This window comes from Chloroflexus sp. MS-G, assembly GCF_000735195.1.
Lineage (GTDB): Bacteria > Chloroflexota > Chloroflexia > Chloroflexales > Chloroflexaceae > Chloroflexus.
In genome coordinates, this window is record NZ_JPIM01000060.1 from 5,001 (window position 1) to 29,214 (window position 24,214).

Genomic DNA, 24,214 nt, shown 5'->3' on the forward strand with positions numbered 1-24,214 from the left:
TTGGACGGCGGCGGCAACGCGATTAAGAGCAGTGGATAGATCGTGACAGTCGCTTAACCGTACCTGTTGTTGGTTCAGACCATGCAGCACGATATGCACATGGGCATCGGTCAGTCCTGGTACAATCGCCCGTCCTTCCAGGTTTATCAACTCTACCTGATGACTGGCGGCTTCCCGCACTGTCTTTTCATCACCAATCGCTACGATACGCTCACCGCGAACGGCCAGGGCGCGTACAACCGGTTGAGCGGGATCAAGCGTGTAAATCGGGCCGCCATAGAACATGATCGTCTTCATAAAGAGCCTCCCACAATGAGCATATTGCGTCGTATCCTACGCAGCTTACTCTATTCTGTCAAATCTGAGTAGTCAAATATTTACGCAGTAGAGAGTATTCACAACTTGTTGATGGTTCAACCTTCATGCCCACTGCAATCGTGGTATGATATGTCATGATTTTGCAAATATCGATACCAGCCCGTGCACAAAAGGAGGCCGACCGTGACCAATCCGCGCACAAATTACGCGCTAGCGGGGGCAGCTCTCTTCAACCCGATGGCGGCAATGTATTGGCTTGATGTCGCACGTGGTCAACGTCCCGGGATCGGTCTGGCATTCGTCGGTACGGCGGGTGCACTCTGTGCTGGATTAGCTGCCGGGCCACGTCAACACCCATGGCGTGCGTTGGCAAGTGGCCTTGCAGCAGCCGCTGGTGCAGCTCTGGTTGGTTGGGCATTGCGGCACTATGTTGATTGGGTTGCAGGACAGGCAGAAGCACCGGTCGCCCCGGTGGAAGGGCATAATTTCCTCTTACCGGCAGCCACAGTCTGCGCCGGGGTGGTTGGTATATCGGCACTGATAGGCCGGACACCCGAACAATATATTGAATACAGCGGTAAACCTGGTGATTATCGTTGGATTGCAGCGACGCCGCATCCGGCTCAGCGCTGGCTGACCTGGAGTGGGTATCTGGTGCATCAACTGGCAAGTTGGGGATGTATCTATGCTGCACAACGACAACAGTTGCGTTACACTGCTGCCCTGCGTCGGCTTAACTGGATTGCGCTGGCCGTGAATGTAGGTGGTGTGGCCTTACACTACTTGCAGTCGCACTATACCTACGATGGCCTCGCTCGTGATGTGCCAGAGGGTAGTGCACTCGGCTCGGTCTCGTTTATTCTGATGATGGCTCTGGCGCTGGAAGCACCGCGACGCGGCCTCTTCTTCGGTAGTCGCAAACTCATGCCACCGGCTGAGTTAGTCCGTTTTGCGCGCAAGTTTCATGGCTACATTTTCTCGTGGGCGGCAACTTACAATTTCTGGTATCACCCCATCGATCCTAAGCCGCTGCACTACACTGGTCTCTTCCACACCTTGCTGCTCTTCGTTCAGTCAGCGTTGATCTATACCAAAGCTCACCGCGACCCACGCTGGACTCTGGCGCTTGAGCTGATGGTCTTACCGCATGCAGTGATTTCTACCCTTTACAAACGAAGTGGTCTTGGGGCTATGTTTACCTTCAGCCTGCTGGCAATGTTTGTTGTTAACCAGATGCACGGTCTCGGTCTCTCAAAGCGAGCACGGTGGACGATTGGTACCGCTTATGCAACGACGGTGCTAGCCTACTACGGTCTGCGCCGCGAGTGGCACCGCCTGCCCGACGTGCTGCGGGTGCCGATCCTTGAGTATGGTGTGCTGGGGATGTTAGTGCTGTTGTCGCTACTGATACGAGCGGTGCGTCGAATCGGTGATCGGCAGCGCGTAGTCGACCTCACCGGTTAAGCGCTCTTTTCGCAGACGGGGGCGGGTCTTGCACCCGCCCCTCTATCTCGGCCAAACGCTATCATCTACATGAGATGGCAGGGAATGCCGAAGGAATAACTTCATCGTCAAGCTATGACCTGACTGGCCGCCCGCGCAGCCGTAAAGATCGTCTCGCTCAATGTTGGGTAGGCGGCAAAGACGGCTGCCAGATCGGCAAGAGTCGCATTAGTCTGGATCGCCAGTGCTACCGGGGCGAGCAAATCAGCAGCGTGACTCCCAACGGCGACTCCGCCACGAACCTGACGGGTGATCGGGTCGAAGGTTAATTCAACCCAGCCGTCAGTGTCAGCGCTAAGAAAAGCCTTGAGCGACGTTGTATAGGATGCTCGAACCCGTTTCAGTTCCTCTTCGGCACCGGTCACAATTCCCACCTGTGCAATTTCGGGTACTGTGTAGACCGCATGCACGATAGTGTGTGGGCAATACCCCGGCGCCGGTAAATCGGCAGCAGTACGTCCGGCAATCCAGGCTTGTGCCAGGGCCCGATTCGCCAGCATCGGCCCACCGGCTGCATCACCGATGGCAAAGATATGATCAACCGCAGTGCGACCGTGTTGATCAACCGTAAGTTGCCCGTTCGCATCCACGGTCAAACCGGCTGCTGCCAGATCAAGACGACTCAGATCGGGTAACCGTCCAATGGCGAGAAACGCCATTGCCGCTTCATACACTGCACCATCGGTCGTCGTCACGCGCACTCCTGTTTCGCTGCGCTCAACTCGTTCGCCATCAACCTGTACAATGTTCACCCCCCGCGCGGTCATTGCCTGGTTGAGCGCTGCACCGGCAGCCGGGGCAAACATAGGCAACACTCCAGGACTCCCAACGATCCACGTGACACGAACTCCCAGACGACTGAAAAGGGAGGCAAATTCACTACCGGTCGGACCAGCCCCAATGACGATCATATCAGGCGGTAATGTATTGAGATGGCTGGCGAAGCGAGGAGCAATAATGCGTTGGCCGTCAGGTTTCATCGCAGGTGGGAAGCGTGGCACTGAACCGGTAGCAATAATCACTGCATCGGCGTGTAATGTCTGCTGGTTATCATCGTTGCGCACCGTCAGATGATGCGGACTGCTGAAAGTGGCGGTACCGTGCACAACCTGTACCCCAGCAGCCTGTAAGCGTTGCGCTTCGTGCTCGCTCCATTGATGAGCGACCTGTTTGATGCGTTGGATGACCGTTGCCGGTTCGACACGTCCAGCAGTTCCTCCTTCAGATGAGGCATGGGCAACAATGTCGGCAACTTCCGCTGCATGCAGCCAGACTTTACTCGGCAACAAACTATCCCAACCGGTACGACCGCCTATTGGCCCCTCGCTGATAAGGGTTACTTTTGTGTTTCCCTGGGCAGCGGCAACTGCTGCTTCAACACCAGCCGGACCGCCGCCGATCACAACAATCTCTTTCATTATCGCGCTCCAATTACTATCGGTTTGTCTATGATATATTCCACCATGAATGAAGATGCAATCGGTAGGCAAGAGGTTACATAGTCGTTAAGGTATTTTGTGATTGTGCACTGCATCGGTGATGATGCAGCGTTCGATTCCGTTCAGGATAGTGCTGTTAGACAAGGTGAGTAAGGAATATAGATTTTGTCTCTACGAATACGTGAAGGTATAATCGCGCTATTTCGCGGAATCCTCTGTATAATAACAAATTCGATCCTGATAGCTTACTGCACCCGTTAAGGTGGTCAGTGCTCTGTATTCCGATGAAAGGCTCTCACAGTGGTATCCACGTTCAGCATTGAACGCATAGTCAAACCATTTTGCTTCAGGAAGAATAGCGACTTTAATATTTCTACTGGAAATGTATGAACGAATATTGGCGACATAGCCTTCCATCATGTCTTTTAAGGTAGGACTGCGTTTCATAGCAAGTTCGATGTCACCGAGAGAAGATGCATGAAAGTGGGTCTGTTCGTTGATCATGTACAAGAGATACGGTGATGTCGGAATGAATATTCGCCCTTCCAACGTTTGCAATGTGGCAAGAGTTCGATAGCCCGCTTCCCACGATGTTTTTGAAGGTATCTGATTTTGCATATTGTAAGATAAATTCAAGAACTGTAGCATAAGCGCCATCGTCGGTATGATTGAGAGGAGATGATTGACTATTCGGTAGCGCGTCGGCCTTAACGTCGTAGATATGATGTTATCGTAGGATTCTGCTCCATTAATTGCAAGAGCTGCTACAATCGGCAAGAGACCGTTCAGATAACCCCATTGTTTAGAGATTGTTACCATGCTCACTAGTGTCATCGGCAAGAAGAAAAATAGGAGAAACAATAAAAGATTAGAAATGCCATCCATGTCTCTCTGTAAAAATAGAATTAGTATTGAAAATATAGGAATGATGAGGAGTAAGCTGAATTTTGGAAGAATATATAGCGTCCAAAAGTTGAAAAGTGTCTCCCAGAGTATGGGGTGGGCAGAAGGTATGCTGAAGGTATATATCCAGAACCATCCATCTGATGTTATGTTCATGAAGAAGACAAATCCAGTCCAGGCTACCAGAAAAGAGCAACTGAGCCAGAGAGCCTTAAGCCAGCGTTTCTGCACTACGAGGTATCCGACGATAAATGGAGTTACTCCCAACGCTGGCTGTTTCGTTGCAAATGACAGAAAGAGTGTCAAACCGGCCAGCATTCCATATAGACTGTCTGGCTTGGCTTGCGTAATAGCTAAAACATATCCGACCAATAAAAAGGCCAGAAAGAGGGTGTCTACTCTACCAATATCAAACCAATATCCAACAACGCCGTAAGATGCTGCAAAGAGACCAACAGCGACGAAACTTGATTCGTGGCTCATTCCACGCTGACGACAAATCTTATAGATCATTACAAAGATTGTGATCGACGCCAATAATGAAACGAATCGCATTGAAAACATGATTTGCTGAGTGAATTTTGCAAATAGAGCAACGATATAGTAGTAGAAAGGAGTATATATCGTTGGAATAAAGTCAAAACTCGGATAGGTATAAATGGGCTTACCTTTGAGAATTTGAACCACCTGGATAAATGTACTCGCTTCTACCCATTCAACAGCGAACGGGAATGATATACGAGAAAGTGCCACGTACAGGTACGTGCTAGTCGCGATACAGGATAGGGCTAGCAGGATAAGTTTGGTCATACCAACAATAGTCAGTGCAGTGCTTTTTGGGGAAGAATTGGGTGGTGTTTGTTGCTCTCTTTGCATGACTGTCAACTTTAATATCCTTTGGATAGCAAGTAATTTTATTACTATGGCTACCATACCTTTTTGCTCAATTCGCTGACCAACGTTCTTTCTTTCTATCAACTACCCCATACGGCTGGAACCATCGCATACCGTATCAGCATACCATCTGGGGCAGGTTCCTTACCTGCCCCTCCTAATCACTCCTCACGCTCCGGAGCCGGGGTTGCTGTTGGTTCCGGGTCAGGAGCACGAATTCCTAATACAATCGTTGTATCCGGCAATATCCATTCACCTGGGGCTGGCATTGAGCTGAGTACCACATACGGTCCAAAGCGATAATAATCTTCGCCAGCGCGGTCAGGCCCTTGATAATCGACGTAAATGCGTCCGGGGTCAATTCCCAAGAGCGCCAACACCTCCTTTGCCTGATTTTCGCCTAGTTGTCGCAGATCGGGCATCAGAATTGCCCCTGCGACCGGTGGTACCGGAATCGGTGGCTGGAACATCTCAGCGGTGCATTCCGGTAACTCTTCGTACTTGAGTGAAACGGTAGCGTCTCCACTGCGCCATTTGTATTCAACCTCCTCATCCGGATCGGGTGGTGGCAGTTTCCAGAGATAGATTTCGCGTACCAGTTCAGGCGGGTAACTGATTTCGGGCACAGGCCGACAATACGCTCCATCAGTCAGGGCGCTCAAATCCTGGGCCGGTGGTGGCGCCTTGGGATCGGTAGGAGGTGGCGGTGGCGGATTCGGCCGCAGCTCACCGGTACTCGTCCACTCTTCCGGCGTTGGAATGCGGACAACGGTAACTTTTGTGTAGGCCGAACAGAATTCTTCAGTCGGCACTGTGTTACCGGTTGTGGTGGCCGATGCCTGTTGTGCTTCCTCTTCGAGACGCTTGACCATCTCAGGCGTGAAAAGCTCTTCGCGGTAGCCACCAAAGGGGCCGGGTAGCTCGCAAATCGGACGCCGCACAACGTTTTCCGGGAGTGTAAATTCAGTCTGAATCTCACCATTGGGAAAGGGGGCTGCAAAGAGTGCCCGGTAGCGTTCATCTTCGGCAATTAAGCGGAAGATGTTTTCCATCACGTTACGCCAGATAATTCCTCCGCCGGTTAAGCTCTCAACTCGTGCCGTTGGTTCGTTATTGTTGTTGCCCGTCCAGACGCCAACCGTTACAAACGGCGTGTAACCTACTGCCCAGGCATCACGCCAGTCGTTGGTCGTACCGGTTTTGACCGCTGCGGGCAAGCTGAGTTTGAGCGGACTGTTCAAGCCCCAAATGGCCTGGCGGGCGCGATCATCGCTGAGCATGTCGGTGATGATTGCAACCAGGTTTGGGTCAACGACCTCTTCACCGGTGGTTTGGGTAAAGCGTTCGAGTGTCCGTCCCTGTGAGTCGGTAATTTCCAGAATGGCTACCGGTGCGAAGTAGCGACCACCACTCGCCAGAGTATTGTACGCCGTTGTCAGTTCAAGTGGTGAGACTTCACCACCACCGAGAGTTAGCGATAGTCCGTAAAAGTTGGCACCTCGTTTCAAACCATTGCGAATGCCAACCCGTTCGAGCAAACGGAGAGTATAATCGATTCCGGCAAACTTGAGTGCACGGACTGCGGGCATATTGAGAGAGTTGGCTAGCGCAGTGCGGATGCGTACTGGGCCGTTCCACTGTCCATTGTAATTCTGTGGCGCGTACCAGTCACCGGTACCGGTTGGAAAGCGGGTCGGCACATCCCACAAGACAGTTTCTGGTGTCATACCCTGTTCCATTGCCGCCAGATAGGTAAACGGCTTGAGTGCCGAGCCTGGTTGTCGTTCACGGGTTGCCACATTCACCTGACCATCGAGCACATTCCCTGACTCGCTGGGTGTTTTGGTTGGTTTGACGGCATTGTAATCGATGCTACCGACCATTGCCAGAATCTGACCGGTGTTCGGCTGCATAATAACCACTGCCGCGTTGTGAATGTTGCGAGCCTCTAGTTCGGCAATGCGGTCGAAAGCTGTGGCCTGTGCCATTCGTTGTAATTGCAGGTCGAGCGTGGTTGTAATGCGTAATCCGCCACCGTACACTATCTGCGCTCCATAGCGCTGTAGAAGGAGATCGCGCACATAAAAGACAAAGTGCGGCGCATTGAGCGGTGCTTCTTGGGGGGCGAAGCGTAGTGGTGTTGCTAACGCCTGGCGGGCCTGGGCCTCAGTGATGTAGCCATCTTCGACCATACGGCGCAGGACTGCTGCCTGGCGAACCCTGGGTAATGGCGTGCCAGCAGGTAGGCGTGCATTCGGATCTAGCCAATCGTCACCTACGAAGACTGGTGGCAGGTAGCTGCCTTGCTCATCGCGTTCAAGATAGTTTACCGGATTGTATACCGATGGTAGCTGAGGCAGACCGGCAAGCAGGGATGCCTGATTAAGATCAAGATCGGCGGCATTGACTCCAAAGTAAACCTCACTGGCGGCTTGAATGCCGTAGGCCAGATTGCCATAAAAATTCTCATTGAGGTACAGCTCAAGAATCTGATCTTTGGTGTAGATACGATCAAGCTCTTGGGCGAGAATAATCTCTTTCAATTTACGTTCATAGCGTCGTTCAGGTAGGCGCTCTTCGGGCGTCAGCACACTATTTTTTATCACCTGCTGGGTGATCGTCGAAGCGCCACCGGTCTCTTCTCCTGCACGGAGACTGTCGAGCAGCGTGCGAATGATACCGCCTAAGTCAATTCCCGGATTGGTATAGAATGTCTTATCCTCAATGGCAATCGTCGCCTGAATGAGTAACGGGCTGATTTCGTCAATCGTGACCTTCGTGCGCTTGCCGGCATCGAAGAACTCGTAGAGCAATTCACCGTTCCGGTCAAAGATACGCGAGTTTTCAAACAACTCACGCTTGTCGAGGAGCGCTAATCGTGGTTTCAAGCTCTCGGCGATTTGTGTGTATGCGTTGTAGGCTATGCCAGCCAGGGCAAGCAGGATCACTACGCCGATTCCTAATAACATTAGAATGACGTTCAAGAGAAACTTACTAACCGCAGAACGTGGGGCCGGTCGACCACGTAAGAGGCGCGGTGGTAGAGGGCGCCGACCATGGCGACCATTACGATCATTCGTAACGATACGACGTGAGCGGATCATAAAACCTTCAAACCCTGCTTCGTTATCTTTATACTTGCGCTGAACGCTGATCGTTAGCGTCGCAGGTAGTATAGCACGTTATAATCAGATGAAAGCTGAGGAAAGCCTGATCCCACAATCATATCCACCGGTCGCGCTAATTGCAAGAGAGGGTAAGGGTAGGTCAGACGAGACACGCTTTGCAGCACGTCCAACGAATAGTGTGATGGGATTGCTGTGTTCGGGGGCATGATGGTCATTGGCGTATCAAACATTGCCGAAGACGTTGTAGAGTCCTGCGAATGCGTAGGAGTTTTCAGTACGTCACTGTTAACCGACAGGAGAAAACGTTGCCAAATGCTACAGATGTGTGTACACTCTTAAGTGTCTTGATAAGCCATAAATCTACTCGTGTTTATTGCTTCATCAGTAAAAGACGGAGATAAAGAATGAAGCAGCCTTCACTTGTCGGTCCGGCAATACTCATTGTTTTGTTAATAACGCTTCCTATTGCTTCAGTCGGTGATCTAATTTACGAAAAGATCGGCTGGCAATCTATCTGGTTGATCGGCGCCAGCGTGATTGTTGGTTTAGAGACTGTTGCGTTGCGGATGCGGATGGCAGCCGGATTGCACGAAGCCGCAGGAGGTGCGTTGCGGTATCTGGCTGCTGAGATTTTTGGCCTGGTCGTGTTGGCGCGTATGGTTGCCACGCTTGGCTTTGGAGTTGATGGCATTACGGTGATGCAGGCGTGGATTGTCGATCCGTTGGCTTGCCTTGATATGCCTTTTTTCCTTTGTCTCCTTACCTTGACAACGGTTGCTTTGCTCAGCCGCAGTGGAATTGCTGCTATCGCTGTACTTGTCCCTAACCCACCACAAAAGGCACCACTCTATACGCTCGACGCTCTATTTTACGACAGCAATGCTCGACTTCGCCGTTGGAATGCGGTGCAGTTTATTGGTAACGGTGTGGCCTGGGGTGGGCTATTTATGATTATTATGCAAAGCTTTCGTATACATGAGGGGGTGCTTGCATCTGGCTGGATGGCCCTTTATCTGATCGGTGGTCTGAGCCTGTTTGCGCTTGCCCAGCAGCGGGCGCAGATTGCCGACTGGCAGAGTGATGGATCAGAGGTTGCCCCAGATGTTGTTGTGCGTTGGCGTTTGCTGAGCATAGCAATCATTGGTTTGATAGTATTACTGGCTCTGCTGATGCCTGTTCGGATTTGGATACCGATCTCTGGAGAATGGCGTGATGTGATCTATGCAATACTAGGTATTATTTTGCTTATAAATTTGTTTTTCTCAACTTGTTTTATTAGTTTAATGAGTTTGATCATTCTATTACCACTTCTTTTATACTTTTTGCTAACCTGGCTGCTTAATACGTCTTCAAAAACAGAGCCGCTTTTTCCTCCTGAACCGGTGGCTATAGCTCATGCGGCGCGTGAATCGCAATTCTGGCCTGGCCTGATTTTCTGGTTGTGTATAGCACTGCTAGCACTGCTCGCGTTTTGGCAGATTCTCCGGCGTCAGACCTGGGTAAAGCATGTACTGAAACGAATTATTGCCGGGGTTTTAGCCTGGTGGTCTGTTGCGCGGCAGCGCCGTTTCTGGCGTAAGCTGTTGCTGCGACCGCAACGAGGAAACGGTGCTATCAGGTTGGCACGTCGGCGTCGGACGAAAGTTCCATTAGTTGATACGGTCAATGCCTGCTACCATGCTGCTCTGCGCCATGCTGCCGCTCGTGGCTATCCGCGCCGACCGTCTCAGACTCCGGCAGAGTATGCTACCCACGCTCTCTCCCGATTGCCAGACGGAGTGACAGAGCTACAGGTATTAACAGATACCTACCAGCGTGTGGTCTACGCCGGTAAAAGCATTGATCGGAAAGAGCAACGATTACTCAGACAGGTGCTGCGCCGCTTTCGGCAGAAGGTGTAATCAGGATCGTACCACCGCATTGAGAATGCAAAGAAGGAACGGCTTTATCGCATTGGAAACGATTGTGATTGGTCATCGTTCCAGCAATTGCTCAAATGAGATTTACCCATTTTCATGCTGCCACAGTGCTGTCGGCAAGTCAAGAACAAACGATGACGGCTGATCGGCAGCAGCACAAACCAGCAAGGCACGCATCGCTCGTGAGCAACCAACGTAGAATAGGCGGCGCTCCTGATTTATCATCTCTGCGCGTTCTTTTTCTGGTAAATGATTAAAATCGTGTGGAAAGTGATTTTGTGCCAAACGCATAACTGCCACGAAAGGGAATTCTAGACCTTTTGCCGAATGGATAGTCAATACTTTTACGACCGGCTTACGCAGATCAATCTGCTTCTTTTCCATAAACTCAGCCGGCATTCCAATTTGTTGTAATTGCGCACAAATCTGTTGTGCGACCTGCTTACTGTGGCAGAGCACTGCACCGGTGTGAGCGGGGAGACGCCATTGACGCGCAGCAGCGATGAAGAAATTACGGATAGCCACTGCCTCTTCCTCGATATTGCGACAAAATCTTACTACCGGTAAGCTACCGTGGTGCACAGCGTTCACTTCTTTGTCGGTATCGCCCAAAATTGCGGCACAGGCTGCGGCAATTTCGGCAGTATTGCGGTAGTTTCGCCGCAAAGTGTAACTACGCCCCCGTACTTGCAGCAAACTATCGATCTGTTGCCACGAAAACCCACGCTGGTAAAGCGACTGACCAGCATCGGCAGTAAGGTAAACTGAACGCGGCGATTCAACACAAGCGAGCAAGTAACGCAGCGCAACCGGTGATACGTCTTGCGCTTCATCAATCACAATCGCACGGTAGCAGGGATCGGGTTGTTGCAAAGCCAGCTTAAGCGCCTGCTGGCGAACTTGTCCCCATGTTGTTAATCCCTGCTGCTGTAGCATGCTCTTCCAGGTCTCATACACAGCCCAAATCGCCTTACGGATCGGTTCTCGTAGCGGCAGTCGACGTCCAATTCTCGGTCGATTCAGGTATTCTTCGCATTTCGTCAGCCCCCAGTGTTCGATCACGCTGGTAAACTCATCGAGCAGATACGATTCGCCGAGTAACTGTAGTACTTCAGCAAGACGTTTTCGCTCACTATCATTACTGGCGGGAAGTGATGTTGTCTGGAGGGCCTGGCGAAGGATGCTAAGCAGCGTGTCTTCTGGGGCGAATCGTGGTTGATTATACGCCTGGGTGTATCTGCGAACAATCAGTGCATCTACCGTATTAACTTCGACCCCTTTGCTGGTTGGAGGCTCGCCAAGTAAGCGCTCCAGAAGCTGCTCGGAATATTTTGTAAGGGTATTGGTGAAGGTCGTAAACAGCACCGGTGTCTGCCCTTCCTTAACAAGCCGCTGAACCCGATAGAGTGCAACAATCGATTTTCCGGTTCCTGGTCCGCCTCTCACCAGTATTGGGCCTTCAAGAGGTGTTTCGACCGGTCGTTGCTGTTCAGGGTCAAGCATAAGCAGGAATTCAGTCAGCTCGCCGGCCACAAACCGATTGAGATCTTCTGCTTCGCCGATCAGAAACTGGGGCTGTTGCAAAATCTCATCTACGCTTCGTGGGTAAAGAATATCGATCAGCCGATCAATGACATGCGGAGGAACAGGCGCATTGAGAAGATCGTCATCCGTATGGACGTTCAATAATACTGACCAATATTGTTCTGGGATAAGCCATCGCCTGAGATCATCAATGGTCAATCGATGTGGTAATGGTTTGTCAGCGTTCAGGACTGATTGTGCACTGGCCTCTTTTTCAGGAAAAGATTTGCTTTCTACTGAATGTGTCGGTAATTCGACGTTTGTCTCAACAACATCAATGATAGAGATGTCAGGCATGTCAATATGACCGAAGTCTCTTTGATATGTTTGATCATCACGTTTACGAATGGAAATAAGTTTTACCCATCCTTTTCCAAAGGTATAGATTAAGCGATAGTCGCCGATTCTTATTCGATAGAGTGGTGGTTCGGTATGTTTGAGCTTCTTGATATCTCCTTGCTCTGAAACTGGATTGCTTTCAAGAACTTTAATTTTTTGCATAACTGCTTTCTGGATTTTGCCCGGTAAGCCAAGCAGTTCGTTGAGAAATGTTGGTGGAGTAATGAGCTGATATTTGATCATCGAATAATCCCGTTTCTCTGACCTGATCGATAGCCTGAACGGCATTACCGTAGGGATTTTGAAGTTCTCAGTTTTTGATTATGTTCACCGATGAACGTCGTTCACACCGTCACACCGATCGCTGAAGTGGCGCCGTTGCCCTGATGCTCAGCCGTCGGCCCGCGTTCTGTATTGTCAGCGGCAACTCTGTGCCCGTCGCGGGAGCACACCAGATGGCCGGGTTGAGAAGCCACCCCAATAATGCTCGAACATGCATCATCGGCGAGCGACCCTGGGGGCTTGAACCATCTCAGAATGGGCAGCAGTGAGCCTTTGCAGACGCTGCGGACATTCCGCTCACTTGTCACTCCTCTCTTTCCTTATGTCTGCCGGATCGTGAGAGAACGTTGAAAAGCCTTACATTACCGCTATTATCTATAACAATTGCGTTTTGGTGCGTACTATATCATAACACGTTTGCCAGGCAATGGACAGGTATCAAGAACTGCATAGAACCAGATTGTTCTACATAGTTCCTTGTTATCACGTGGTTATAACGTTGCTAATATGTTGTTGCCCGAAAAATTTACCGGTGTACCATTGTCATCAGAGGTACACCGGTAAAAGGTTTTGTTAGCCCTTAGTAACTAAGCTAGGGTTGGAACGGCTTGGGTTCGGGGATCGTGTTTGGATCAACATCGCCGCTCACCGGATCAACACCGGTGGTCAGTTCCCCCTTCGACAAGGCGGCGAGGATCTGCGCCATACGCGCTTTCACGGCTGGCGGTACGTCGTCAGCAGTCTCGTGGTAATCAGCATAGCCGATACCACCGTTGGCCGCTTCGTACAGGGCAATTCCGTTGCCCTTGAAAGTGCCGTTCACAACCGCCTTGATCTGGTCGTAGACGGCCACGTCCACGCGCTTGATCGCCGAGGAGAGGATGCGGTCGGCGCCGGGGGCCGCACCGTTGGCAAAGGTGGTGACATACTCGTCCTGGTCAACACCGATGACATAGACACCGCGTGCCGCCGCCTCTTTGATCGCACCGGAACCGGTCGGGCCACCGGCGCCAAAGATGACATCGGCGCCATCACCGATCATCTGCTGAGCCGTGCTGGCTCCCAGGGCCGGGTCGATGAAGGTGGGCAAGTAGACGCCGAGCAGGTTAATATCGGGCTTGACGTAACGGGCGCCGTTGTCGAAGCCGTTCTTGAAGCGTTTGACTGGTGGAATCTCTACGCCAGCCACCACGCCGACAGTGCCGGTCTTCGTCATCATTCCGGCCAGGGCGCCGGCCAGGAAGCCCGCCTGGTCTTCGCGGAACTGCAAACCGACCAGGTTGTCGGTGACCGTCCCCGGCTCGTAGAACTGGTCGACGCCGATGAAGATGATGTCGGGATGCTCGGCGGCAAACTTCTTGGTGGCGTCTGCAATCAGGAAGCCGACGGTCACGATCACATCAAAGCCCTCATCGACGAAGGTTTGGATGTTCTTCTCATAATCGGCCTGCGCCTGGGTCTCGATGTACTTGTACTCTAGCCCAAACTCTTGCGCCGCCCGCAGCGCACCGAGGTGAGCAAACTCATTGAACGTTCCATCGTTGACCTTCCCTAGGTCGGTTACTAACGCGATCCGGGGCTTTGAAGAGTCTGTAGGAGCTGCGGTTGGTGCTGCCGGTGCAGTGGTTGGTACTGGTGTTGCTGTGGGTTGAGCTGCTGGCTGACCGCAGGCGGCCAGCAGGGGTACCAGCAGCGTGAAAAGTGCTACTAGCGTAATCAGAGTCTTGCGCATCTTCCATTCTCCTGAACTATAAGCGGGCGAACCCATGCAGAAGCGCCATACGGGCGAACATGGCCATTCTGCTGTGAGGGCATCCCTGACGCCCCCAAACCTTTTGGATTGGCGCGATTATATCACATCTAACGCAACCTTTTCTTCGCGGCTGCGTATGTTATACTGAAAGACAAATGATGGAAAGGTTATTCGATGAATTCAGCACCGATCAGGATGATAGCTGTAGTACAGAGGACGTGATCTACGTTCACGGCATTTACGCCGTGAACGTTATTGTTTGGTCGGCTTAGGAGGAAGTAGGGAGGAAGTATGTCTGTTCCATTAGGAATTGTACTGGGCTTACTGGCGTGGTTCATCGTTCGCTACATCGCTTTTAGTTTTTACACCGTCGATCAGAATGAGCGGGCAGTAAAGACCATCTTTGGGCGGGCTGAGCGATTACCTGGCCCTCCTGTGGATGATCCGTTCACCGAGTACCTCCGCCCTGAAGAGCGTGAACGTTATCGCTACCCACAAGTACGGGTTATTCCGCCTGGTGGGCCGTATTTCAAGTGGCCGTGGGAAAAGATCTACAAGGTCTCAATTGCCACGCAGACCATTAACATGGCGCTTGATCTAGAAGACCCACGGGCCAACCAGGGTGGGACGGTGCTCGAGGCAGTAACGAAGGATCAGCTTAATGTTGGCTTAAAGGGCCAGATTCGTTACCGTGTCTCCGAGCGACATCTGTATGCTTATCTGTTTGGGGTTAAAAATCCGGTTGTGCACGTGATGGGCTACTTTATCTCGATCTTGCGCGAACGGATCGCCAATTTTGCCGCACCGGCAACCGAAACCGGGCAATTGAGCACAAGTGTAGGTGAGGGCGCCGAGATGAGTGGTGTCTCGATCAACGATCTACGTAAGAACCTGCGCGATCTCAACGAACTCATGGATCGCGAGTGCCTCTCCTCGGCGGCGCGCTATGGAATCATTCTTGACGCATCACTTATCACCGAAATCGATGCCCCGCCAGAAGTAGAGTCGGCAATGGCAGCGATCAACACGGCACATAACCAGGTTTCATCAGACATTAGCCTGGCGCAAGCGGCCGCCGATCAAAAGATCGTCCAGTCGAAACGGGCGGTTGAAATTGAGACGCTCAAGGCACAGGCCGAAGTCGAGCCACTACTGGCACTTGCTGAACAGCTCTACGCACTTAAAAAGAGAGGCTCAGACGCCCTCAGTGCGTATCTGCGTAATGTGCGGCTTGGTCTCTACCAACAGGCTGAGCGGGTTATTATGGAGGTGGAGCAATGACATCCCTGATCCCTACGCTGTTTGTTGCCACGATTACGTTTATCGCTGCCTTTATTCTGGCGCCGACCTTCTTTGGCCTGCTGCGGTTATTCGGCTTTTACACCATTGTCCAGGAGGGTACCTGCCACGTGTATACCCTCTTCGGTAGCGTGGTTGGTGTCCTGCGTGAGCCGGGATTGGTCATTCTTCCCCTCCATCTGGGAGTGAACGCCTTTCTCATCAGCTTCTTCGGACGTCGCTATGTGATAGATATGCGCCTCGATCAGCGCTACCTGCGCAGCCAGCCCGTGAATTCGGAAGAGGGTGCTCCGATGGGGATTGGTGTCTGGTACGAGATGTCGATAAGCGATCCGGTGGCTTACCTGTTCAAGAATGCCGATCCGCAAGGCTCACTGGCGGCCAATGTCAGCAATGCAGTCGTGCGCACATTAAGCAATATGCCGTTGGCGCAGATGTTGGAAAACCGTCATGCGATGAGTCAGGCGGTGCGAGCCGAGGTGTCACCGAAGGCTGCTGAATGGGGATACCGGCTAGGGTCGGTGTACATTCGGAAAGTACATTTCCGTGATCGCGATATGATCCGGCAGATTGAAGCTAAGGTCGTCAATCGCTTGCGCCAGGTTACGTCGGCAATTCTGCAAGATGGTGCCAACCGGGTAAGCGTCATCACCAGCACTGCCGAACGGCAGGCAGCTATCGAGTTTGCACGGGCTAAGGCAGTCCGTCCGAAGATTTTGGGTCAAGCCCTAGCTCGTATTGGAGCCGACCCTGAAGTGCGTGATGCCCTCTTTACGATCCTCGAAGTGCAGAACTTGACCGAGAGCAAAGCTAGAGTCACCCTCGTGCCAGCCCAAACCGACCAGCGTGTTATGTCAGCGCTTATGGCAGTACAAAATAACCGGCAGTAGCTGTTAAAATAGTTGATTACCGGTGCTGCCCGTCACGTTGCCAGATGGCGGGCAGCAATTATATGTAGTCATCGCTTATTGCCTCCCGTCTGGCGAGATGATCCTCGTTTGATACAGTATGACGTATCACTGAATCGATAGGTTACATCTCTTGTTGTTGCCTGCTCTGTTCCGCCTGCATAGCGAGTGCCCGTAATTGCTCAAAGAGCTCGATATTTAGCAGGACGGCTGATGGATACCCTTTCTGGGTAATCACAATCGGCTGTCCACTCACCTTTGCCCGTCGGATCAAGGCAGCAAGACTGGCTGCCGCCTGTGAAATCGGTACCACACCTCCCTGCAAGTCAATGTTGATTGCACGTGTCATGTTTGTACCCCTTTAAATAAGTGCCATTTACAGTGTGATTGCATTGTAGCACGCTGCACTCAACCTGCATAGATCAAAAATAAAGATTTGGTTGTCGATAGTAGTCTTTTTCAACGCTTATATTTCTGTCCGAATGATTTGCTGTGGTTGTTTGCCTCATACCTTATGTCATTGAATCCGGTCTTCAAGAATTGTAGACAGAGCTTTAACAGTTTGCCAATGTCGTTCTAACAATGATTTGCTAAGGTATAACCAGGCTCGAATGAGAGCACAACCAGTAAAAATACGAGGAGGTAAGGAGGACGACTATGACGAACCTGACCCGTTGGGATCCGTTCCGCGAGATGACGCAACTGCTCGATGACACCTTCTTCACCGGTTTCACCGGTGTGATGCCCCGCAGTGGGAGCCTGGTACCGGCACTTGATCTGAGCGAGACCGCTGATGCCTATCACGTGGAGATGGCGGTACCTGGCATGACTGCTGATCAACTGAACATTACGTTTGAGAACAATGTCCTGACGATCAGCGGTGAGATTACGCAGAGCAGCGATCGCAAGGATCGTCAGTATCATGTCACCGAGCGTCGCTATGGTCGCTTCAGCCGCAGCATCCGCCTGCCCAATCAGATTCATCCGGATCGGATTGAGGCTCGGCTTGAGAATGGCGTGTTGACGGTCACGATACCGAAGGCTGAAGAGATCAAGCCGCGCAAGATTGCTGTCAATGTTGCTCAATAGTCGTTGTCCTGATATTGCCGGTTGAGCATGTAGCGTGCAGGAAACAATCTTCCTGCACGCTGTTATTCTTTTTGACCTCCTCACCCTCTCCCCGCTTCCACCGGGTAAAAGGAAGCGAGAGATGGGAGGGAGTTCCTCCCACTATTCCTTTTTTCTGTTTCCTATCTTTATCCGATTCTCTTTTCTCACCTTCCTCCCTTATTCACGTAATCGGGTACAATAACACTATACCCACAGCGCAATGAAAATATGGCGGCGACGAATGCCCAATTGTATGTGTAGCGAGAGGGAGATGGCATGAACGAAATTGATGACGACCTGTTGCAACGAGCACATTACTGGATGCGCCTTACTCGTGCGCTCGATGACCGAGGTACCTTCTTGCATAAGCAGAGCAAGATTGTCGGTGGTTATTTTTCACAAATTGGGCACGAAGCGCTTAGTGTTGCAGCAGCGCTCAGCCTTGGGCCGCACGATATTATTGCCCCAATGCACCGTGATCTGGGTGCGTATTTAGTGCGGGGGCTGACCCCACGACGCATCCTGGCTCAATGGCTGGGCCGCGAGACTGGTGTCACTCGTGGGCGCGATGCGAATCTTCACGGTATGGGTGACTTGAGTCTGGGCATTATCGGCTTTATCAGCCATCTACCGGCCTCTACCGGTGTGATTGCCGGTGTCGCCCATGCGATCAAACTGAAGGGTGAACCACGGGTTGCAATGTGCTTTTTCGGCGATGGGAGTGCCTCACAGGGGTTGGCTCACGAAGCGATGAATTGGGCCAGTGTTTTTAAGTTGCCGATGGTGATTATTTGCGAAAATAATCAGTACGCATATTCAACGCCGTTGAGTCGTCAGATGGCGATTGAACATATTGCACAGCGGGCAGCCGGCTATGGGATGCCAGGAGTGATCGTTGACGGGAATGACTTTGTTGCCGTCTATCGCGCAGCACGTGAGGCGGTAGAACGGGCGCGGGCCGGTGGCGGGCCGACATTTATCGAATGTAAAACGATGCGTATGCGCGGTCATGCGATTCACGATAATATGGCTTATGTTCCCAAAGAACTTCTTGCTGAATGGGAAGCACGTGATCCCATTGCCCGGATCGAAGAGGTGTTGCGAGCACGTGGATTACTTGATGATGCAACATTAGCTGCACTCCTGGCGCGGATCGAAGCTGAACTCGATGAAGCCCAGGCCTTTGCCGAAGCGTCACCGTACCCTGATCCGGCAACTCTTACTGATGGTGTCTACGCTTAAGCTATGCACAGGAGGAAGATGATGACCTGGGATCAAGGCCTACATAAAACAACGACCGTGCTCAATGGCGAACAGGGCACACGCGAATTGACTTACCTGGAAGCGATCCGAGCTGCGCTACGCTTTGAGATGCAACGCGATGCGCGAGTGTTGTTGATGGGAGAGGATATTGGTGTGTACGGTGGTGCGTTTAAGGTGACGCAGGGGCTGATCGAGGAATTTGGCGAGGATCGGGTTATTGATACCCCGATGACCGAACTGGCCATGTTGTACGCAGCGATTGGTATGTCGTTTGAAGGTTTTCGACCGGTTGTAGAGATGCAGTTTGCCGATTTTATCTCGACCGGTTTTGATGCAATAGTACAGTTTGCGGCGACCAATCATTTCCGATGGCGTCAACCGGTGCCGATTACCGTGCGTGCTCCTGGGGGTGGTGGTTTGCGCGCTGGCCCGTTTCATTCTCAGTCAAATGAGGCATGGTTTGTGCACACGCCTGGTCTAAAAGTTGTCGCACCGGCTACCCCTGCCGATGCCTATGGGCTGTTACTGAGTGCGATCCGCGACCCGAATCCGGTTATCTACTATGAGACAAAGTATTTATATCGTTCACTCAAGGGTCTGGTACCCGAAGGTGATGTACCTGTTCCAATCGGTCAGGCTGTGGTGCGTCGCAGTGGTGAAGAGCTTAGTATTATCGCCTACGGTGCGATGGTACAAGAGGCGTTAAGTGCAGCAACCGTGCTCGAACAGGATGGTCATAGCATCGAGGTGCTCGATCTGCGCACGCTGAAACCACTTGATGAAACGGCGATCCTGGCAACGGCACGTAAGACCGGTAAGGTCTTGATCGTTCACGAAGCCAATCGCACCTGTGGTGTGGGTGGCGAGGTTGCGGCAATTATTGTTGAACAGGCCTTCGAATATCTTGATGCGCCAATTACGCGCTTGGCCGCTCCCGATACACCGGTACCCTACAGCCCACCACTCGAAGATGCGTATCGGCCAAATGCGGCCAAAATTCTGGCCGCAGCACGCGAGTTGCTGGCGTATTAAGAGTCTATCCGAAATATCTCGTTCCAGAATATAATGGTCAGCTCCCCATGTGGGAGAGTAAAGAGGCTGGAGGGAAGGTGAAAGACCTTTCACTACTGTTGATGTGCTTCTTGTTGGCAGTTGGAACCGAGTCGGCTATAATCTATCCATCCTGGTAAAGGCTTGCACCTGATGGAGGTGTCATGAATCGGACATTAACCACCAACGAGACATTAGCACAGGCCGTTCTACCACGAAGGGGTTGGCTAGCTTATCCCCTCGTCGCCGACACATTACTTGTTGTTCTGGGGAGTCTGTTTGTCGCCTTAACTGCGCAGATCCGCATTTCACTCTTACCGTTCTCACCAGTACCGATTACCGGTCAAACATTGGGGGTTGTTCTGGTCGGAAGTCTCCTTGGTCCACGCCTAGGATTAATGGCGCTCCTCTTGTATCTGTTGGAAGGCGCAATCGGACTTCCCTTCTTTGCCGGTGGTACTGGCGGATATAATCACCTGTTCGGCGCTACTGGTGGCTATCTAATCTCGTTCCCGATAGCAGCGACACTCACCGGTTGGCTGGCAGCACGCGGTTGGGATCGTCGTTTTCTGAGTGCAGTGGCCTCGATGGTATTGGCCAATCTGGTGATCTATCTGATTGGTGCAGCCTGGCTGGCTTTCTTTATCGGGGCAGAGAATGCCCTGACAAAGGGTGTTCTTCCTTTCTTGATCGGTGATGCAATCAAGATTGTGCTGGCTGCCGCTGTCTTGCCTGGTGGCTGGCAGGTGTTAAAGTGGCTCCGTGGGCGAGCGTGAATGTAAAAGCAAAGAGGGTGAATAAGGGGTAGGCGCCAACCTACCCCTTCTTACTGAGAGCGTATCTGAACCAGCAACTGTCGCTACACTGATAGAGTCGGGTTCCCCATCCACACGCCTGGCGTAAGGTTACAGCAGGTGTTTCCATACGAATGAAGCGGTTCATTGCTCTCGGCGTTGGTCATCAGGACAATCCATGTGCGATATAACGATGCGACGCACTATCTCAACTACCGCAACACGCTGGTCACATCGTGTTCTGCCCATCACCAGGTGTCACATAACGACGCGGCATTCAGATAGGCTCTTATTCGGAATGACCCTACTCTTCCGGGAGACACTGTGTACACACCCTAAACGGAATCCCGTTCTCGTTCACAACCCGTACATTATCGCGTGTCCCACAATACCGACACACCGATAAGTTCTCGATCTCATCAGCTCGCCATAACTGCGGTGTTTGACTTAGCTCCATCGGAGTTTCGGTAGATAGAACACCGATCCGGACACAGACCGCGGCGGGGAAGATGTCAGCGACCCGGGCAGCCAGATGGTAGTGGTACGAGTAGACTTCATCGCCAATCATAACGCCGCGTAAACGGGGATGCGATTGAATCTTCATAGTCGTGCCAATCGATCCATCAAGCGTTGCAGCTCTTCGACTGATAGTGCAAACGCTTCATCATCCGCAAACATTAGTTCGTCAAGAACCTCGCGAATAACTTCCTCTTCAGCGGCTGGTACGATCAGTTCTTCCTGTTCGAGGCTGTAGAAACGGTCGAATGCCCAGTCTGCCAACTGTGCAATTGACAACCGTCCGGCTAAATGTTCGGCAATCGCTGCGATTAAATCATCACTGGTGAGCTGCATACAATCTCTCGCCGATAATATGCACTATATGTCTGGCATCCAAACTTCATGGTACCACACATGTCTGGCAAACACTGTCTGTTTCCCTCAGTATTAACTCAACGCATCTTCACACTGATCGCGAAAACCACATTTACGGCAGCGTGCAGCATCTTCGTGATCACGAGCAACATCGGTTGCTCGTAACAGGTCACGCATTTCGCTCAGGGTCGTCAGTACTTCAGCACGCACGGCTGCTGTATAAGGTAATCGAAATGTTGCTTCAGCGTAGCGCAGCAGACCATACGGTGGGGCCGTACCGGTAGTTTCCTCGATCAAGACAAGGTAAGCAGCCAACTGCATTAGATCAGACCGGTACGGCTGCTGTGCGTAGCGATTAGGTTTCACTTCAACCGGTATCAGGTCCGACCCGCGTTGCAGCACATAATCCGGTTTGCCGGTCAAGCCCAGGCGTGCACTATAAAGCGGACGAGCCAACGTGCGAGCTTCACTGACATCCTGGCTCACCACTCTGACCCAGGGTAAACCGCTACGCTGCCGCAAGATAAAGGCCAGTACAAATATCCCGATGGCACCCAGAATCAGCGCAATCCCTAGCGCTACCATCAGCTTGCCCAGATAATCAGGCCAACGCCGCTGATCAGCAAGCCCAATCCGATCCAGAGCAGACGTTGGCTCGTTGCTACCAACCATCCATGCCGGATGTGCGCGATTGTGCCGAGTTCACGACGCTCGGCACCGGTCGGCTCAAGGCCGACGACCCGGCGAAGCCACCACGACCGTGCGCAATAGGAGTATTCCCCTAATTCACTGGCTCGAATGACATCCATCAGCGACCAAAGATTGGTGTTCCCTGCACTGCGTTCAACACGTCATTGACCGTTAATAGCACCATCAAGCCCATCAGGGCCATAAACCCGAAAGCGTGTACCAGTGCCTCTTTTTCAGGCGGCAGTTTCTTACCACGTATCCATTCAATCAGCGCAAAGAGAATGTGACTCCCATCAAGGGCTGGAATTGGTAACAGGTTCAGAATAAAGAGATTAAGACTCAGTACTGCCGTCAGCGACCAAAATGAAATGAAGCCATCGGGTTGTCGGATCACCTCGCCAGTTGCCCGTGCAATCCCAACCGGACCAAGTGGCTCGCCGGTTGGAGGTGGTGTAGGGCTGAACAGACCGGCCAAAGCAGCCGGTAGCTCGCCTAGCATCATCACCATGCGTCCGGTCAGTTCGACACTGTGCATAAAGCCGACGCCAATCGCAGCAATTGGGTTAACCCGCTGATTAACCACCGCAGCACCATAACTGAACCCAAAACCGGCGCTGAACTCACGGCCATCAGGAGCTGTCCATGGGCCTGGAGTTACCGTTAACGTGACTTCAACACCATCACGAATAACTACTGCTTCGATAGCACTTCCTACACGGCGCTGAGCTATCTCACGGATGGTGTTTTCATTACTAATGGACTGACCATCGAGCCGGATCAGCTCATCACCAGCTTGAAACCCAGCGATTGCCGCTGGCGTGCCGGGATACACATTACTGATCTGCATGCGACCAGTTGGAGTAGGTACGCCGACGGTCGCAAAGAGCACGGAAAAGATTACTACCGCCAGAACAAAATTCATCAGCGGGCCGGCCAACATCACCGGAATTTTGCGCCAGGGTGGTGCAGTGGCCAAACTTCCGGTACCGTAAACTGCGTCTTTCTCGCCATCCATTCCGGCAAAGCGAACAAAACCGCCTAGAGGCAGCCAGTTCAGCGTGTACTTAATCCCGTTCCGCTCGAAGAGGACCAGCGCCCGCGGGGGAAAGCCGATCCCAAACTCTTCAACCTTAATGCCCATGCGTAAACCCATCCACAGATGGCCCAGCTCGTGAACGAATACGAGCAGACTGAGCATTAGGAGAAAGACGAGAACGGTCAATAACGGATCGAAAATAGTACCTGTAACCTGTTGCCAGATGTTATTTGCAGTTGTCATGAGCATAGCACGCTCCAATAGGGCTGGGTAGAGTAATGGCGGCGACGAGCAGGTAGCTCGTCGCCGCTCGTATGCAAGAGTAGTGTACCGGATTGAAGCGGCTGAGTCAAGGGAAACCCAAGCAGAGTCAGGGCTTATCAACTCTCTAATACATACCCAACCAAACCAGGCCACGGTCTGGGCGTGCGGAGGCTGCCCGATGTTCATCAGGAATGTAACGGAAGCCTTGCCGACGAATGATGTTCATCGCTACGCAGCGGATGGCGTGGAGCGGCCAGCCAACCGTTCGCGCATGAGTGCGGTCTTCCTGATACGTCACGTCTCACACCCAACACACCCCGTGTTCACTGTCCCACTGGCCGCGCACCCACCGGCTGAGCTGCTGTGGCGTCGGGTTCGGCCCTCCTCAGTTCCCGCATCTGACCATCACGTCGTTCGTGCACATACCAATTCTCCTTTCCCTCAATCAAACGGCGACAAACCCTTGGTTCCCGTATCTGACCATCACGTCGCTCGTGCTCCACGTTGCTGCATGCAGTGGCGTCCGCTGGCGCCGCACGCGCCCATCCCAGCGCACGTTCGGCCAGCCACATTCCTGCTCCAGAGCGGTCCGCATCGCGTCATCGGCTTCCACCCACCATGTTCACCACGGGGGAGATACGCCCTTGACGGCGATGGTGATGCGGTATTTCCCGCAGAGAGGCGTGCAACCCGTTGTGTTGCTCGTCGCTCATCGCTCCCTCCTCCGATCCGAGTTCAGCCTCTCTGTTTACCACAATGTCGGAGAATTGATAAGTCCTGAAGCAGAGTGCGGAGAGAGAGAAAAGCGCGAAAAGAACCGGGTTCCGAATCTATTCACAACGTGTGCGAGTGGTGCAGTTTCTCG

At 52.2% G+C, this 24,214-nt stretch carries 22 protein-coding genes (1 of these 22 running past the window's edge); 8 read left to right on the top strand and 14 right to left on the bottom strand.

The window, feature by feature from the left end; all coding sequences use genetic code 11:
* On the bottom strand, nt 1-297 hold the 5' end (the start) of the coding sequence (locus tag JE47_RS0111965) for an amidohydrolase (protein ID WP_031459985.1). 1,302 nt of this gene lie to the left of the window's left edge; 297 of the gene's 1,599 nt are visible here — the first part of the coding sequence; it begins with the start codon at nt 295-297; its stop codon lies beyond the left edge, outside the window.
* A gap of 204 nt (nt 298-501) precedes the next feature.
* Here JE47_RS0111965 and JE47_RS0111970 point away from each other — a divergent pair, with 204 nt between their 5' ends.
* Nucleotides 502-1,782 carry a hypothetical protein gene (locus JE47_RS0111970; RefSeq protein WP_031459986.1) on the top strand — a complete coding sequence of 427 codons (1,281 nt, stop codon included), beginning with the start codon at nt 502-504 and terminating at the stop codon, nt 1,780-1,782.
* 107 nt (nt 1,783-1,889) lie between these two features.
* Here the strand turns inward: JE47_RS0111970 and JE47_RS0111975 are convergent, their stop codons facing one another.
* The 3 genes from JE47_RS0111975 to JE47_RS0111985 all read right to left on the bottom strand — a co-directional run bounded on the left by JE47_RS0111975 (nt 1,890) and on the right by JE47_RS0111985 (nt 8,161).
* Entirely contained in the window at nt 1,890-3,239 is a 1,350-nt protein-coding gene (locus JE47_RS0111975; protein ID WP_031459987.1) for a dihydrolipoyl dehydrogenase family protein, read from the bottom strand.
* 219 nt (nt 3,240-3,458) lie between these two features.
* Complete coding sequence (locus JE47_RS0111980; protein ID WP_031459988.1) at nt 3,459-5,096, bottom strand: ArnT family glycosyltransferase; 1,638 nt, start codon at nt 5,094-5,096, stop codon at nt 3,459-3,461.
* 122 nt (nt 5,097-5,218) lie between these two features.
* Nucleotides 5,219-8,161: a transglycosylase domain-containing protein gene (locus tag JE47_RS0111985; protein ID WP_031459989.1), complete on the bottom strand. Its 2,943-nt coding sequence runs from the start codon at nt 8,159-8,161 to the stop codon at nt 5,219-5,221.
* Nucleotides 8,162-8,589: 428 nt separating this feature from the next.
* On the opposite strand from JE47_RS0111985, the gene JE47_RS0111990 reads away from it, so the two are divergent.
* Entirely contained in the window at nt 8,590-10,086 is a 1,497-nt protein-coding gene (locus JE47_RS0111990) for a DUF4129 domain-containing protein (RefSeq protein ID WP_031459990.1), read from the top strand.
* 102 nt (nt 10,087-10,188) lie between these two features.
* Here the strand turns inward: JE47_RS0111990 and JE47_RS0111995 are convergent, their stop codons facing one another.
* Entirely contained in the window at nt 10,189-12,270 is a 2,082-nt protein-coding gene (locus JE47_RS0111995; protein ID WP_031459991.1) for a 3'-5' exonuclease, read from the bottom strand.
* A gap of 631 nt (nt 12,271-12,901) precedes the next feature.
* Nucleotides 12,902-14,041, bottom strand: coding sequence for a BMP family lipoprotein (locus JE47_RS0112000; RefSeq protein ID WP_031459992.1), 1,140 nt, complete (start codon nt 14,039-14,041; stop codon nt 12,902-12,904).
* 312 nt (nt 14,042-14,353) lie between these two features.
* Here JE47_RS0112000 and JE47_RS0112005 point away from each other — a divergent pair, with 312 nt between their 5' ends.
* The gene (locus JE47_RS0112005; RefSeq protein WP_031459993.1) at nt 14,354-15,343 is read left to right on the top strand and encodes an SPFH domain-containing protein; all 990 of its coding nucleotides are present in this window, start codon (nt 14,354-14,356) and stop codon (nt 15,341-15,343) included.
* Nucleotides 15,340-16,251 carry an SPFH domain-containing protein gene (locus JE47_RS0112010; protein ID WP_031459994.1) on the top strand — a complete coding sequence of 304 codons (912 nt, stop codon included), beginning with the start codon at nt 15,340-15,342 and terminating at the stop codon, nt 16,249-16,251. Before JE47_RS0112005 ends, JE47_RS0112010 begins: the two co-directional genes overlap by 4 nt.
* 142 nt (nt 16,252-16,393) lie before the next feature.
* On the opposite strand, the gene JE47_RS0112015 is transcribed toward JE47_RS0112010, so the two are convergent.
* Complete coding sequence (locus tag JE47_RS0112015; RefSeq protein ID WP_031459995.1) at nt 16,394-16,618, bottom strand: type II toxin-antitoxin system prevent-host-death family antitoxin; 225 nt, start codon at nt 16,616-16,618, stop codon at nt 16,394-16,396.
* A 308-nt stretch (nt 16,619-16,926) separates the two neighbouring features.
* Between JE47_RS0112015 and JE47_RS0112020 the strand changes: the two genes are divergently transcribed.
* The 4 genes from JE47_RS0112020 (at nt 16,927) to JE47_RS0112035 (ending at nt 20,468) form a co-directional block, all read left to right on the top strand.
* A complete protein-coding gene (locus JE47_RS0112020) occupies nt 16,927-17,358 on the top strand; it encodes an Hsp20/alpha crystallin family protein (protein WP_031459996.1) in 432 nt (143 codons plus the stop codon).
* A gap of 297 nt (nt 17,359-17,655) precedes the next feature.
* A complete protein-coding gene (locus JE47_RS0112025) occupies nt 17,656-18,621 on the top strand; it encodes a thiamine pyrophosphate-dependent dehydrogenase E1 component subunit alpha (RefSeq protein WP_031459997.1) in 966 nt (321 codons plus the stop codon).
* 21 nt (nt 18,622-18,642) lie between these two features.
* On the top strand, nt 18,643-19,674 hold the full coding sequence (locus JE47_RS0112030) for an alpha-ketoacid dehydrogenase subunit beta (RefSeq protein WP_031459998.1): 1,032 nt from the start codon (nt 18,643-18,645) through the stop codon (nt 19,672-19,674).
* Between the two features lie 182 nt (nt 19,675-19,856).
* Nucleotides 19,857-20,468 (top strand): biotin transporter BioY, encoded by a 612-nt coding sequence (locus JE47_RS0112035; RefSeq protein ID WP_031459999.1) that lies wholly within the window; start codon nt 19,857-19,859, stop codon nt 20,466-20,468.
* 322 nt (nt 20,469-20,790) lie between these two features.
* Here JE47_RS0112035 and JE47_RS0112040 read toward each other — a convergent pair whose 3' ends face one another.
* From JE47_RS0112040 to JE47_RS0112065, 7 genes are all read right to left on the bottom strand, one after another.
* Complete coding sequence (locus JE47_RS0112040) at nt 20,791-21,090, bottom strand: hypothetical protein (protein WP_031460000.1); 300 nt, start codon at nt 21,088-21,090, stop codon at nt 20,791-20,793.
* A complete protein-coding gene (locus JE47_RS0112045; RefSeq protein ID WP_031460001.1) occupies nt 21,087-21,338 on the bottom strand; it encodes a hypothetical protein in 252 nt (83 codons plus the stop codon). The genes JE47_RS0112040 and JE47_RS0112045 overlap by 4 nt, the downstream gene beginning before the upstream one ends.
* A 93-nt stretch (nt 21,339-21,431) precedes the next feature.
* Nucleotides 21,432-21,944, bottom strand: coding sequence for a CRISPR-associated protein Cas4 (gene cas4, locus JE47_RS0112050; protein ID WP_031460002.1), 513 nt, complete (start codon nt 21,942-21,944; stop codon nt 21,432-21,434).
* On the bottom strand, nt 21,944-22,168 hold the full coding sequence (locus JE47_RS0112055) for a hypothetical protein (protein WP_031460003.1): 225 nt from the start codon (nt 22,166-22,168) through the stop codon (nt 21,944-21,946). Before JE47_RS0112055 ends, cas4 begins: the two co-directional genes overlap by 1 nt.
* Entirely contained in the window at nt 22,168-23,334 is a 1,167-nt protein-coding gene (locus tag JE47_RS0112060; protein ID WP_031460004.1) for a M50 family metallopeptidase, read from the bottom strand. Before JE47_RS0112060 ends, JE47_RS0112055 begins: the two co-directional genes overlap by 1 nt.
* Nucleotides 23,335-23,473: 139 nt before the next feature.
* Nucleotides 23,474-23,647: a hypothetical protein gene (locus JE47_RS21795; RefSeq protein ID WP_160173284.1), complete on the bottom strand. Its 174-nt coding sequence runs from the start codon at nt 23,645-23,647 to the stop codon at nt 23,474-23,476.
* 25 nt (nt 23,648-23,672) lie between these two features.
* On the bottom strand, nt 23,673-23,921 hold the full coding sequence (locus tag JE47_RS0112065; RefSeq protein ID WP_031460005.1) for a hypothetical protein: 249 nt from the start codon (nt 23,919-23,921) through the stop codon (nt 23,673-23,675).
* Nucleotides 23,922-24,214: the final 293 nt, after the last annotated feature.